The organism is Sphingobium sp. CR2-8, from assembly GCF_035818615.1.
In the GTDB taxonomy this organism is placed as follows: domain Bacteria; phylum Pseudomonadota; class Alphaproteobacteria; order Sphingomonadales; family Sphingomonadaceae; genus Sphingobium.
On the sequence record NZ_JAYKZY010000001.1, the window covers coordinates 361562 to 375667 of the forward strand.

The following is a 14106-nucleotide window of genomic DNA, read 5'->3' on the forward strand; positions in this document are numbered from 1 at the left end:
GTCGTCAGTTCATCTCGAATAACCCCGCAGCGCCCATGCCTCCGCCGACGCACATCGTTACGACGGCGTAGCGTGCGCCACGCCGCCGTCCTTCGATCAGCGCATGCCCAACCAGTCGCGCACCCGTCATTCCATAGGGGTGACCGATCGAAATCCCGCCGCCATCGACGTTCAGCAATTCAGGATCGATGCCCAGGGTGTCGCGGCAATATAGAACCTGGCAGGCGAATGCCTCGTTGAGTTCCCAGAGGCCGATGTCGGCGACGGTCAGGCCGTGCTGTGCCAGCAGCTTGGGGATGGCGCGTACCGGGCCGATGCCCATTTCTTCCGGCGCGACACCGGCGACCGCAATGCCCCGGTAGATACCCAGCGGTGACAGCCCCCGCTGCTCGGCAAGCTTGGAATCCATCACCACGCATGCCGACGATCCGTCCGACAACTGGCTGGCATTCCCCGCGGTTATCACTCCGCCATCGACGACTGTCGGCAAGGAGGCAAGCCCCTCCGCGCTGGTGTCGGGCCGGTTGCCTTCGTCCTTGGTCAGCGTGATTTCGCGATAGCTCACCGTGCCGCTGGCCTTGTCCGCTATGGCCTGTGTCGCGGTAATCGGCACGATTTCGGCGTCAAAACGGCCTTCGGCCTGGGCTGCGGCCGTGCGACGCTGCGATTCCAGGGAATAGGCATCCTGTGCGGCGCGCGAAATGCCATAGCGGTGCGAAACAAGTTCTGCGGTCTGGAGCATCGGCATATAGGCGTGCGCGGCATGCGCGACGACCGCAGGATCAGCCTCGTCAAACCCCCATTTGAAAAAGGGGGCGTTCAGTGCAGAGATATTTTCCTGTCCGCCTGCGACGACGACGTCCATGCCATCGACGATCACCTGCTTGGCGGCGGTGGCGATTGCCATCAGGCCGGAAGCGCACTGACGATCCATCGTCTGTCCTGCGACGCTGTCCGGCAGGCCAGCGGCCAACGCGGCATGACGCCCGATATTGAGCCCGGCGGTGCCTGCACCCATGCAGGTGCCGACGACGACATCGTCGATCTCCGCCGGGTCGACACCCGCGCGCTGGACTGCCGCCCGGATCGAATGCGCCATGAGCGAAGGCGACTTTATGTTGTTCAATCCACCCTTGAACGCCCGGCCTATCGGCGTACGCGCCGTTGCTACTATGACTGCTTCGCGCATTATGCTTCCTTTGCCTGACGTGCGTTGGCGCGTTCGATCGCTTCTTCGACCTCCCACAACCGGTCCTTACCGAAATAGATTTCGCCATCGACGAAGAAGCTGGGCGATCCAAACACGCCACGCTCGACCGCCGCGCTCGTATTGTCGACCAGTGCCTGCTTGACTTCGGCATCCTGCACCAGCGCGGCGATCTCGTTGGCTGGCAGCCCGGAATCGTGCAATGCGTCCATCAGTACGGCGACATCGTCCATCTTGCGATGATCACGCCACATGTAGCGATAGACTTCTTCCACATAACGTTCGAACACGCCTAGCTTCTGGGCGGCTATGGCCCCGCGCATCACCATTAGCGTGTTGATCGGAAAATCCGGATTGATCGCGAAGCCGTCAATGGCATGGCGACGGATGAAGCGCTCGATCTCCAGCCTGTCATATTCAGGCTTGTTGCGAATATGGGCGAAGGCGGTGACCGGCGATTCATTGGATGTCGCCTTGAATATGCCGCCGAGCAGCACCGGGACATAGTCGAAATGCACGCCGGTGCGCGCCTCGATCTGGGGTATCACCCGATGGCACAGATAGGCATTGGGGCTTCCGAAATCGAAAATGAATTCAACCTTGGGCATGCTATTCACCACTTCTCTCCATAAGGACGGATCTCCTGCTCGAAAGTCCACGCCGCTGGAGACTGCTGGAACAGCATCCAATAGGCTTCGGCGATGGCGGACGGCGGCATCAGACGATCCTGCGGCATCGTATCGAGCACTTCCTGGCCCTCGCGGGTCGCGATGATCTTTCGCACCCATTCGGTGTCTACGCCTGCGTCGATGACCAGATGGGTGACATGAATATTCTGCGGCCACAATTCGCGCGCCATCGCCTGCGCCACTGCACGAATGCCGAATTTGGCGGATGCGAAGGCTGCAAAGCCTGCGCCGCCGCGCAAGCCCGCGGTCGCGCCCGTGAAGAAGATCTTGCCCTTGCCACGCGGCAGCATGATGCGAGCGGCTTCGCGTCCGGTCACGAAACCCGCGAAACACGCCATCTCCCAGACTTTGCGGAAAACCCGGTCGGTCGTTTCAAGGATCGGAAACTGGACGTTGGCGCCCACGTTGAAAATACATAGTTCCAGCGGTGCGAGCGCTTCTGCTTCGGCAAGGAAGGCGGTCACATCGTCCGGCTCGCGCGCATCGAGCGAACGGCCACTCGCTTGGCCGCCGGCGGCGGTGATCTCGGCAATGAGCGGCGCCAGCTTATCGCCGCCGCGCCGCCCTGCATATATTGTGAAGCCCTCGGCCGCGAATTTCTTCGCAATCTCGCTGCCGATATAGTCGCCTGCGCCGATGATGGCGACGGACGCGTTGCGAGTTGACATGGTGGCGTTCCGATACTGTAAGTCTGCGACGATTTGACGAGAACGGAGCGCTGTTTCGGACCGGGTAGCCGACACGGCTGCATGACATAAAGCCGTCCGCAACTGCCGTTCACATCCTCGCCCAAGAAGCAGCCCTGTAGACCGTCAACAGAAATGTGTATCTACACTTTATCCGTAAGCGTCAATCGCTTTTCGTCGGCTGATATGGGCATCGGCACAACTTTGGTGACAAAAGGCGGAAGTAGGTGTATCAACACGCATATGGAAACGAAGCGGTTGATCCCCTATCTCGAAGAGGTGCGCTACCAGCCCCATATCTGCCTGGCAGAAGGGGTGCGGTCGGCTAACCGGGCTTTGAGCAAGATCTATGGCGAGTATCTGGACGGATGCCAGGTCAGCGCTGCGCAGGCGTCGATATTGATGCGCTTATACTATCTGCGGGAGACCACAATGCTGCAGCTCGCTAAGCATATGGAGACCGATCGCACCACCATGGCTCGCAATGTCGATCTGATGCAGCGCCTCGGCTTCGTCGAAGTGATCGAAGGAAAGGATCGCCGGTCACGAATTGTCCGCATGACGGATGCTGGCTTTGCGGCGCTTCAGGAGGCGCTGCCCAAATGGCTGGAGGCGCAGGCCGCGCTCAGGACCGTATTGGGCGATGCCATGTGGACCAATATTCTGGCGGAAACGCGCATACTTGCCAGCCTTGGAGGGCAGGACTGCGATCGTAGCGCTCGCTGAGTTGCCTCTGCAATTCCGGTTGCAATATTCTCTATTCAAACACCTTTAGTCACAAAGATGTTGCGCCCCGATCCACTCCCCTATATGTGCATATACACATAAAGTAAGAGACAGCGGGTTCGACCCTGTCCAGGGAGGATGTGTTGACGCACTATTCTGTTCCGCTCGAGGACTACAGATTTGTCTACGATGTGCTGGGACTTGCCCGCATTGCGGATCTGCCTGGCTTTGCCGATGCCACGCCGGACCTGATCGAGCAGGTCATCGTCGAAGCGGGTCGCTACGTGACCGACATTCTGTTTCCTTTGAACCGCCAGTCGGACGAGATCGGCGCCCGTTTCGTCGATGGTGCGGTCATCACTCCGCCGGGTTTCAAGGAAGCCTATGACCGCTTTTGCGAAGGCGGCTGGCCCGCGCTGACCGGCCCGACGGCTTATGGAGGGCAGGATCTGCCCGCTTTCGTCGAATATATTCTCACCGAAATGATGGCGGCGACCTGCATGTCGTTTGCCCAATATACCGGCTTGACCCACGGTGCGGCGATGGCGATCGCTGCGCATGCGGATGAATCGCTGAAACAACTGTATCTGCCGAAGATGATTTCAGGCGAATGGTCCGGCACGATGTGCCTGACCGAGGCCCATGCCGGAACGGATCTGGGCCTGATGCGCACCCGGGCGGTGCCGGTTTCGGACGGAGCCTATGCGATCACAGGCACGAAGATTTTCATCAGCGCCGGTGAACATGATCTGTCGGGCAACATCGTCCACCTCGTCCTCGCAAAACTGCCCGATGCTCCGCTAGGCGTGCAGGGCATCTCGCTCTTCCTGGTGCCCAAGTTCCTGCCCGACGCCGATGGCGAGCCTGGCGAACGCAATGGCGTTGCATGCGGCTCGATCGAACGCAAAATGGGTATGAAGGGCGCCGTGGCCTGCGTCATGAATTTTGACGGTGCGCTGGGCTGGATTGTCGGGGCACCGCATAAGGGCCTTCGCGCCATGTTCACGATGATGAACACCGAGCGGCTGCTGCTTTCCGCCCAAGGGCAGGGTGCTGCGGAGACGGCCTATCAATCCGCCGCCGCCTATGCCCGCGACCGGTTGCAGGGCAGGGCGGCGGGCGGCGCGAAGGCGCCACTGGAAGCAGCCGACCCGATCATCGTCCATCCCGATGTCCGCCGCATGTTGCTGACCATGAAGGCCTATGCCGAAGGTGGTCGTGCTCTGGCGCTCTGGGTGATGTCGCATGTCGACATCGCCGCTCGCCACGCCGATCCGGCCGAGCGCGCCCGTGCCGATGCGCTTGTCGCCCTCATGACCCCGGTCGTGAAGGTCTGGCTGTCGGACAATGGCTCGGAAGCGGCGAATATCGGCGTGCAGGTCTTGGGCGGTCACGGCTATATTCGCGAATGGGGCATGGAACAGCTGGTGCGTGATATCCGCATTCTGCAACTTTACGAAGGTGCAAACGGCATCCAGGCGCTAGACCTCGTCGCGCGAAAATTACCGATGGAAGGCGGGCGTATGATCCGCCATCTGACCGAACCTGTCGATAGCCTGTTGGACGCATTCACCACTGATACCGAATATGGCGAATTCATCATCCCGTTGCGCGAAAGTCGCGATCGGCTTGATCTCGCCACGCAATGGATGCGGGATCAATCGCTGGACGATGCCGATGCGCTGGGCGCCGGTTCCATGGATTATCTCAAGATTACCGGTTTTCTTGCGCAGGCCTATGTCTGGGCAATGATGGCGATCGCAGCCAAGCGCGACTATGCAAAAAACCCTGAATTCTTTGGGTCCAAGCTCGCAACCGCGCGCTTTTTCTTCGCCAAGATGCTGCCGTTTGCCGACGCGCATCTGGCCACGCTGAAAGCCGGTGCTGCGCCGCTGATGACCCTTGCTGCGGAAGAGTTCTGAGCCATGACATTGGACGATATAGCAGCGCGCGCGCCCTTCGATGACGCGAAGAAGCCGATCCCAGGTCTGATGCAGAATTGGCCGTTGACGATCGACAAGATCATCACCCATGCCGCAGCGGCCTATCCTCATGCCAAGATCGTCAGTCGCGGCAATGATCTGGCGCTTCGCACGACAACCTATGCTGAGATCGAACAGCAAAGTCGTCGCATCTCCTCCGCATTTGCCGCCCATGGCGTTGGTGCCGGCGATATTGTTGCGACCATTGCCTGGAATAGCGACCGGCATATCGAACTCTGGTACGGGGCGGGCGGCATCGGGGCGGTCATACATCCGCTTAACCCGCGCCTGACGCCGGAGCAGATCATCTGGATCATCCATCATGCCGGCGATTGCGCGATCTTTCTTGATCCGGCCTTCCTGCCCCTGGTCGAAGCGATCGCGGGGTCGCTTTCATCGGTTCGACTGTTCGTGCTGCTGACCAGTGAGGTCGAAATGCCCGCGAACACATTCGGCGCGATCAGTCTGGAGGCTTTTCTTGCCAATGGCACACGCCCCGAAAGATGGGGCGACTTTCCCGAAGATGGCGCGTGCAGCCTGTTCTACACATCAGGCACGACCAGCAATCCGAAGGGGGTGCTCTATTCCCATCGCTCGAATAGTCTGCATGCCATGCTGGCCGCTATGGCTTATGGCCTGACAACCGGCGACATCATGATGCCGGTCGTGCCGATGTTCCACGCCAATTGCTGGGGTCTGGTGCATATCGCACCGATGATCGGCGCGTCGCTGGTGCTGCCAGGCCCCGCGCTGGACCCGGCCTCGCTTCATGCGTTGATCGAGAGTGAAGGGGTCACCCACGCCGCCGGCGTACCAACGATGTGGTCCGCGCTGCACCAGCATCTGATGCAGACGGGCAAGCGCGTACCGACATTACGCAGATTATTTACTGCCGGTTCGGCAGTCCCGCGCTCGCTCATCCGGCGTCTGCGCGATGACCTGGACGTCGAAATCGTGACTGCCTGGGGCATGACAGAGACAAGTCCAAGCGGAACGATCGGCGGATACCTTCCTCGGCACCTTGCCGACGACGAAGATGCGCTGTCGGCCGCCGCGCGCCAGGGAAGGATGCTCTATGGTGTCGAGATGACGATACGGGATGAGGATGGCCAGACCCTGCCACATGACGGCCGCTCGTCGGGTCGGTTGATGGTGCGCGGCCCCGCTGTCCTTTCGGCATATTTCCGATCCGACGTGAAAATCTGCGACGAGGACGGCTATTTCGACACAGGCGATATCGGGGTGATCCACCCCGATTCCATCATGCAGATCACGGACCGCGCCAAGGACATCGTAAAGTCGGGGGGCGAATGGATCAGTTCGCTCACGATTGAGGATGCCGTGGCGCTCCACCCGGCGATCGAGCATTGCGCGGTGATCGGCATTCCCAGCGAACGCTGGGACGAACGGCCCTTGCTGATCGTCAGGCTACGCAGCGGAACCGACATGTCGGCGGACCAGATTCGTGATTTCCTCGTCGACAAGCTTCCAAAATGGTGGCTGCCCGAAATAGTCGAGTTCATTGAGGAAATGCCGCTGGGCGCAACCGGCAAGGTCGACAAGAAACGGTTGCGCCTGATCTACGCCCCGCTGTTCGGTATGGTCGGCGCGGCGGCATGACTGCGCATGAAATTGTAGGGAATTTATGATGAACCCGGATCCCGTCGTCATCGCCGCTGCCGTTCGCACCCCTTTGGGCGACATCAATGGGGCGTTGAGCAGTTTGTCAGGTCATGCCCTGGGCAGCCATGCGATCTCCGCCGCGCTCGCCCGGTCGGGTGTCGAACCGGGTCATGTGGACGAAGTGCTGATGGGCTGCGTATTGCCAGCGGGGCAGGGACAGGCACCCGCGCGTCAGGCGATGCGCGGTGCTGGGTTGCCTGATGCCGTTGGCGCCACCACGATCAACAAGGTTTGTGGGTCGGGCATGAAGGCCGCGATGCTGGCGCACGACCTGATCGCAGCGGGCAGCGGCGACATCATTGTCGCGGGCGGCATGGAATCAATGTCGAATGCGCCCTACCTGCTGAATCAGGCGCGCCGCGGCTATCGTGCGGGCCACGCCACGACATTCGATCATATGATGCTCGATGGGCTGGAAGACGCATATGAAAAAGGCCGCGCAATGGGCGACTTCGGCGAGGTCGCGGTGGAAGCCTATCATTTCAGCCGTGCCGATCAGGACGCCTATGCCGCAGAGACGCTGACGCGCGCGCGCGACGCCATCGAACAGGGGCGGTTTCGCGCCGAGATTGCGCCGATCACACTCATGGGCAAAAGCGGGCCGACGATCGTCGATACCGACGAGCACCCGCTGCGCGTGGCACCGGAAAAAATACCGCGCCTCAAACCTGCATTCCGTGTCGATGGTACGATTACTGCCGCCAGCGCGTCGGCCAACGCGGACGGTGCTGCGGCGCTGGTGCTGATGCGACGATCGACAGCGGTGGCAGGCCGCCACCCGATCCTGGCTGAAATTCGCGGTCACGCGACGCATAGCCAGGATCCGGCCTGGTACACGACCGCGCCGATTCCTGCGATCCGCAAGCTGCTGGACAAGGTCGGCTGGTCCATGGCCGATGTCGGCCTGTTCGAAATCAACGAAGCCTTCGCGGTCGTGGCGATGGCGGCGCAAAAGGATCTGGGCTTCGCTCGCGAACGGCTGAACGTTCATGGTGGCGCTTGCGCGCTCGGCCATCCGATCGGGGCGACGGGCGCGCGACTGATCGTGACCCTGCTCTCGGCGATGGCCCAGCGCAACGAAACGCGGGGCATCGCGGCGCTGTGCATCGGCGGCGGTGAGGCGACTGCGATCGCATTGGAACGCCCAGCCTCATGAGATCAAAAGGAATGTTTCCAATGTCGCAGTTCATCGGTTCCAGCGTCACAGACGGCGTATTGGAAATCATCATCAACCGGCCCGACAAGCGCAATGCACTGACCGCCGAGATGTATGCCGCGCTTGCCGATACATTCGAGACGGCGGAGCAGGACGAGCGCATCGGCGTCATCTTGATCCACGGCGGTGAAAAGAGCTTTACGGCGGGCAACGATCTGGTCGACTTCCAGGTCAATCCGCCGATCGACCAGGGATCGCCCGTATTCCGTTTCATGCGCGCGTTGCTGCGATCGACCAAGGTCGTCGTGGCGGGGGTGACGGGAATGGCGGTCGGGATCGGCACGACCCTGTTGTTGCATTGCGACCTCGTGGTCGCGGGCGAAGGCGCGCGCTTCGCGGTGCCGTTCGTCGCGCTCGGGCTGGTACCGGAATATGCCAGTTCACAACTGTTGCCAGCAGCGATGGGACGCCAGCGGGCGGCGCGGCACCTGCTGCTGGGCGATCCGTTCGACGCGCAAACCGCCTATGCCTGCGGCATCGTCTCCGCCGTGGTCGCCGACGATCGGGTCATCGCCGAGGCGCGCGATTATTGCCAGCGCCTTATCGGGATGCCACCGCTTGCGCTTGCACGATCCAAAGCGCTGCTGCGGGGCAATGCGGACGAGATCGAGGCGCTGATCGTGCGTGAAGCTGGTCTTTTGGCGGAGGGGCTGACCGGTGCCGAGTTCGCCGAGGCCGTTCAGGCCTTTGCCGAGAAACGTCCACCCCGCTTTGTCCGACAGGTCTGATCCCAAAACCTTATCTTTCATTCAGGAGCTTATCATGCGTACCAGAATTACCGAGCTGTTCGGGATCGAGCATCCCATCGTTCAAGGCGGCATGCACTTCGTCGGCTTCGCCGAACTGGCGGCGGCCGTGTCCAATGCTGGCGGGCTGGGCGTCATCACCGGCCTGACCCAGCGCACACCCGAATTGCTGGCGAAAGAAATCGCCCGTGCCCGTGAGATGACGGACAAGCCGATCGGCGTGAACCTGACCTTCCTGCCTACCTTCAGTGCGCCGCCCTATCCCGAATATATCCAGGCGATCATAGAGGGTGGCGTGCGGATCGTGGAGACCGCCGGTCGCAGTCCGGCTGAATATATGCCGACGATGAAGGCTGCGGGAATCAAGGTGATCCACAAATGCACGTCTGTCCGTCATGCCCTGACGGCGGAGCGGATCGGCTGCGATGCGGTGAGTGTCGACGGATTCGAATGCGGGGGCCATCCCGGCGAGGATGACATTCCCAACATGATCCTGCTGCCCCGTGCGGCGGAAGAACTGATGGTGCCATTCATCGCATCGGGCGGAATGGCGGACGGACGCAGCCTGGTCGCCGCGCTCGCGCTTGGTGCCGATGGCGTGAACATGGGCACCCGGTTCATCGCTACGACAGAGGCGCCGGTCCATGCCAACGTCAAGCAGGCGATCGTCGATGCCACCGAACTCGATACCCGCCTGATCATGCGCTCGCTGCGCAATACCGAACGGGTGCTCAACAATGCCGGAGTCACTCGTCTTGCGGAAATCGAGCGTGAAAAGGGTGACGCGATCACCATCGATGACATTCACGACCAGGTCGCCGGTGTCTATCCCAAGGTGATGATCGACGGCGACATGGACGCAGGGGCATGGAGCTGCGGTATGGTGGTAGGCCTCATCAAGGATATCCCGACCTGCCAGCAGCTTATCGATCGCATCATGGGCGAAGCGGATGCGTTGATCCGCCAACGCCTCATGTCCCTAGCGGATAACCAGCCCGCCGATCCCGCACGCAAGGCCGCATAGACCGGGGAAGTCGGAACGGGCGTTGGCGAATGGCCGCCCGTTTCGACCAGCTCTCTTACTGCCGATCCTCCTGCTGGACCATCAGCCCGGCCCGGCCCAAAAAGCGGCAGCGTGCGTCGTCGTCGTCCGTCCGAAATGACCCGCATCACGCTTCCTCAAAGCCGATAGCCTATCGGCGCGGGCCGGACGCGCGCGCTTCAGCCCAGACCCGCTTCCAGTTCCTCCAGCGACTTGCCCTCGTTGCGCGGTGCGCCCCAATAGCCGATGATGCCGCTCACCACCAGGAAGCCGGTCAATATCCAGGCCAGATTGGTGAAGCCGGCCGCCGTCAGGATCGGCACGAAGAAGCTCCAGATGCCCAGCAATATGCGCACGACGGCGAACATCACCCCCTGCGCCGTGCTGCGCAACAGGGTCGGGAACATCTCCGAACTCCACAACTGGAAAAAGCATTGCGCGCCGAAGCCCTGGCCGAACGCCATCAGCACGACATGCGTGATCGCCACCGGCAGTGTCAGCGGGAAAAGGGCCAGCAGCGACATGCCTATGACCTGAATGATCGCGGACACCAGGAACATCGTCCGCTGGTTCACCCGATCGGACCAGCGCATGAAGATCAGCCAGATCGACGCCATGCCGATCAGGAAGCTGCCGGCCTGGATCGCGACCGACATGGCCTGGGTCTGGTTGCCCACGGTGCGCAGGATATAGGGAAAGAAGAAACCGTTGGTGCCCGCCCACAGGTTCCAGAACACATACATGCCCGCCAGGAACCCCATGGACCGGATATGTTGGCGGGTGAACAGGTCGCGCAGCCCGACCTTGGGCTGGCCCGACGCCTTGTCGCTCGCCTGCGCATCCAGCCAGCGCTGCGATTCCTGCATCCTGGATCGCAGGAAAGTGAGCGCCACCGCCAATATCGCCAGATGAGCAAAGACGATCCGCGCGCCCAGCAAGCCCAGCGGCGACAGCGCCAGGAACATCAGCAGCACCACGACCGGTCCCAGATACCAGAGCACCTGTGCCACGCCGCTATGCTTGCCCCGCGCGCCCTTGGGCGCCATTTCCGCGATCAGCGACCAGGACGCGGGAATATCCGCACCCACCGCCAGACCCACCAGGAAGAAGCCTACCACGATCATCCAGGCATTCATGGCGAAAATCAGCCACAACATACCGAACGCGTAGAACAGCATGTCATATTGGTAGATCTTCTTGCGCCCGAACATGTCGCACAGCCGTCCGCCGATGAACGCGCCGACCCCCGCCGAAATGGCATTGGGGCCAAAGGCGCCGATCATCCCGACCAGATCGTTGCTCAGCCTGTAGGTTTCGACCCACAGCGCCAGCGCGGCCGATCCCGCGACGATCGATCCCGCGTCGATATAGTTGGCGAGGCCCGCCAATATGCTATTCTTCCACGCGTCATCCGGCTGCATATCGGCCGGATGGGCATCGATGGCGGTCGTCACGGACATGGCTCTCCTCCCCCACTGTCGAACCTTGTCGGTCCGCTATTTATATGACATCATTGCTCATATAATAATATTAAATGGCAGGCCAGCACTGAATCGGACCAAAAGGCCTTTTAAGCGCACGAAAATATGGAGAGGAGAGGTGGGTTGACGGTATCGCGGCGGAACATTCTGACAGGATCGATGGGTTTGGGCGCGGCGGCGATGGCTGCGCCGTTGCAGGCGCGGGCGGATAGTCCGGCGCAGGCAGAACGGTGGGGCGTGTTCGAACTGCGCTTCGACGGCCCACGTGACGGCAATCCCTTCGACGATGTGACCTTGTCGGTCGCTTTCTCGTGCGATGGCAAGACCGTCCGGGTGCCGGGCTTCTACGATGGCGATGGCGTCTATCGCGTCCGCTTCAGCCCGCCCGATATCGGCCGCTGGCAGTGGACCAGCCAGAGCAGCGCGGCGGCGATGAACGGCAAGACCGGCAGTTTCGCCTGCACCCCGCCGTCCCAGGGCAATCATGGTCCCGTCCGCGTCGCAGGCGGTTATCATTTCGCTTATGCGGACGGCACGCCCTTCCGCCAGGTCGGCACGACATCCTATAGCTGGGCGCTGCAAAGCGAGGCGAAATGCGCGCAGACGCTGGCGACGCTCGAGCGCGCGCCCTTCAACAAGATACGGATGCTGGTGACGCCCAACGTCGAATCGGTCGCGACCAACCCTTTCGCGCGCACCGGACCGGGCCTCAAGGACTGGGACGCCACGCGCCTGGACCCCGCCTATTTCCGCCGGTTCGAAGATCGCATCCGCAAGCTCTGCGACCTGGGCATAGAGGCGGACATCATCCTCTATCACCCCTATGATGAAAAGCGTGGCTATAACGACATGCGCCGCGCCGACGACGAACGCTATGTCCGTTATGTCGTCGCCCGCTTCAGCGCCTATCGCAATGTCTGGTGGTCGATGGCCAACGAATATGACGAGGTGAAGACCAAGACGATGGCCGACTGGGACTATCTGCTGCAACTGGTGCAGGCGGAAGACCCGCATGACCGGCTGCGCTCCATCCATCAGATCACCATCTATTACGACAATCGCAAGCCATGGATCACCCATAGCAGCATCCAGAATGGCGCGGCCGTGCTGGACGATGTCCGCGCCCAACTGCATCGCAGCTTCGGCCTGAAACCCGTGATCTTCGATGAGGTCTGCTATGAGGGCAATTCGAAGCTGCGCTGGGGCAATCTGACCGGCGAACAGATGGTCGAACGTTTCTGGTGGGGCCTGATCGGCGGCACCTATGTCGGCCATAGCGAAACATTCGATCCCAACCAGAATGCCGACCATTCATGGCTGGGGCAGGGCGGCAAGCTGACCGGGACCAGCCCGCCGCGCCTCGCCTTCCTGCGCAAGGTGATGGAGGAAGGACCGACGCCGGGCATCGAGCCAATCCAGACCTGGTGGAATTATGCGATGGCGGGCAAGGAGTTCGAATATTATCTCCATTATTTCGGGTCGGACCAACCCACACAGTGGCCGGTCGTGCTGCCCGGCAAGAAGGGCCAGCCGATGAACGCCTATCGCCTCGACATCATCGACACCTGGAACATGACCGTCACACCGGTCGACGGCGTGTTTCGCATGCAGCAGCGCGGCGACTATGATTTCTACGATCCCGCCCGGCCCAGCGTGACCTTGCCGGGGAAACCGTGGATCGCGGTGCGACTGGTGAAAGTCTGACAGGATAGAAAGCCCGGTGTCGTCGTCCCGCAGATGGTGCGGGGCATGAGGGCGACCTGTTCCCCGGCAAAGGCCGGGGTCCAGTCCCCCAATCTCGACTGGCCCATTAGCCGTCGCCGCTGAACAGCAACCGGTCGGTTATTATCCGTCAATCCCGCTGCGTACGCGACAGGCTGCGCGATATCTTGATCGCGCCGAAATCGATGATCTCCGCCATCAAGCGGCCCGCTTCCTCGGCCGCGCCCGCTTCGATTGCGTCCACCACCCGCTCATGACGCAGCACGGTTTCCTCGTGCATATCGTCCTCCTCCAGCGGCAGCATCAGGAAGGACGCAACCAGCGCCACTTCTGTGACCGTGGAAAAGGCGTTGAGCAGAAAATTGCCCGACGACGCCCCGATCGCCTGGTGAAACGCCAGGTCCGCCTCGGCAAATTTCTGGCGCGATCCGACAGCGGCGCGCATGCCGGCAACGGCCGCACGCAATAATGCGATATCGTCGGGCGTGGCGCGATGCGCCGCCAATTCCGCCGCGCGCGACTCCACCGCTACACGGGCTTCGGCGATGCCCCGGCGGAAATCGCTGTCCATGCCCAGGCTGACGCGCCAGGCCAGCACGTCCGCGTCGAAGAAATTCCAGTAATGCTGGTCCCGCACGCTGGTGCCGACGCGCGTCTTGGACACGATCATGCCTTTGGCGGTCAGCGTCTTGAACACTTCGCGCAACACCGTCCGGGAAATGCCAAACCGGTCTATGATTTCCTGTTCGGCGGGCATCTTGCTGCCGGGCGGATAGGTCCCCGCCAATATCTCCGCACCCAACACCTTGGCGATCTGATCATGGGTCGACGATGTCGGTTTCAGATAGGCTTCGAAGCCGGATGTCTGCTGCTTTGCCAAAAGATGTCCTTCAACCCCGATCATGGTCGCGCGATACGATCCACCC

General features: G+C 61.4%; 12 protein-coding genes. 7 read left to right on the forward strand and 5 right to left on the reverse strand.

Going from position 1 to position 14106, the window contains the following annotated elements:
* Positions 1-4 precede the first annotated feature (4 nt).
* From U5A82_RS01655 to U5A82_RS01665, 3 genes are read right to left on the reverse strand one after another with little or no spacing between them, the layout of a single operon-like run.
* Positions 5-1189, reverse strand: a complete 1185-nt coding sequence (locus U5A82_RS01655) for an acetyl-CoA C-acyltransferase (protein WP_326288137.1) — start codon at positions 1187-1189, stop codon at positions 5-7.
* On the reverse strand, positions 1189-1815 hold the full coding sequence (locus U5A82_RS01660) for a 2-hydroxychromene-2-carboxylate isomerase (RefSeq protein ID WP_326288773.1): 627 nt from the start codon (positions 1813-1815) through the stop codon (positions 1189-1191). The genes U5A82_RS01655 and U5A82_RS01660 overlap by 1 nt, the downstream gene beginning before the upstream one ends.
* A gap of 5 nt (positions 1816-1820) precedes the next feature.
* Positions 1821-2564, reverse strand: coding sequence for an SDR family NAD(P)-dependent oxidoreductase (locus tag U5A82_RS01665; RefSeq protein ID WP_326288139.1), 744 nt, complete (start codon positions 2562-2564; stop codon positions 1821-1823).
* 204 nt (positions 2565-2768) lie between these two features.
* On the opposite strand from U5A82_RS01665, the gene U5A82_RS01670 reads away from it, so the two are divergent.
* The 6 genes from U5A82_RS01670 (at position 2769) to U5A82_RS01695 (ending at position 9959) form a co-directional block, all read left to right on the forward strand.
* A complete protein-coding gene (locus U5A82_RS01670; RefSeq protein WP_326288141.1) occupies positions 2769-3308 on the forward strand; it encodes a MarR family winged helix-turn-helix transcriptional regulator in 540 nt (179 codons plus the stop codon).
* 140 nt (positions 3309-3448) lie between these two features.
* Entirely contained in the window at positions 3449-5230 is a 1782-nt protein-coding gene (locus U5A82_RS01675; protein ID WP_326288143.1) for an acyl-CoA dehydrogenase C-terminal domain-containing protein, read from the forward strand.
* A 3-nt stretch (positions 5231-5233) separates the two neighbouring features.
* Positions 5234-6910, forward strand: coding sequence for a long-chain fatty acid--CoA ligase (locus tag U5A82_RS01680; RefSeq protein WP_326288145.1), 1677 nt, complete (start codon positions 5234-5236; stop codon positions 6908-6910).
* A 28-nt stretch (positions 6911-6938) separates the two neighbouring features.
* Complete coding sequence (locus U5A82_RS01685) at positions 6939-8129, forward strand: acetyl-CoA C-acyltransferase (RefSeq protein ID WP_326288147.1); 1191 nt, start codon at positions 6939-6941, stop codon at positions 8127-8129.
* A 20-nt stretch (positions 8130-8149) separates the two neighbouring features.
* The gene (locus U5A82_RS01690) at positions 8150-8917 is read left to right on the forward strand and encodes an enoyl-CoA hydratase (RefSeq protein ID WP_326288148.1); all 768 of its coding nucleotides are present in this window, start codon (positions 8150-8152) and stop codon (positions 8915-8917) included.
* A 34-nt stretch (positions 8918-8951) separates the two neighbouring features.
* Entirely contained in the window at positions 8952-9959 is a 1008-nt protein-coding gene (locus U5A82_RS01695) for an NAD(P)H-dependent flavin oxidoreductase (RefSeq protein ID WP_326288149.1), read from the forward strand.
* 197 nt (positions 9960-10156) lie between these two features.
* On the opposite strand, the gene U5A82_RS01700 is transcribed toward U5A82_RS01695, so the two are convergent.
* Positions 10157-11437, reverse strand: a complete 1281-nt coding sequence (locus U5A82_RS01700; RefSeq protein WP_326288151.1) for an MFS transporter — start codon at positions 11435-11437, stop codon at positions 10157-10159.
* 180 nt (positions 11438-11617) lie between these two features.
* On the opposite strand from U5A82_RS01700, the gene U5A82_RS01705 reads away from it, so the two are divergent.
* A complete protein-coding gene (locus U5A82_RS01705; RefSeq protein WP_326288152.1) occupies positions 11618-13162 on the forward strand; it encodes a DUF5060 domain-containing protein in 1545 nt (514 codons plus the stop codon).
* A gap of 148 nt (positions 13163-13310) precedes the next feature.
* Here U5A82_RS01705 and U5A82_RS01710 read toward each other — a convergent pair whose 3' ends face one another.
* Positions 13311-14060, reverse strand: coding sequence for a FadR/GntR family transcriptional regulator (locus U5A82_RS01710; RefSeq protein WP_326288153.1), 750 nt, complete (start codon positions 14058-14060; stop codon positions 13311-13313).
* Between the last annotated feature and the right edge of the window lie 46 nt (positions 14061-14106).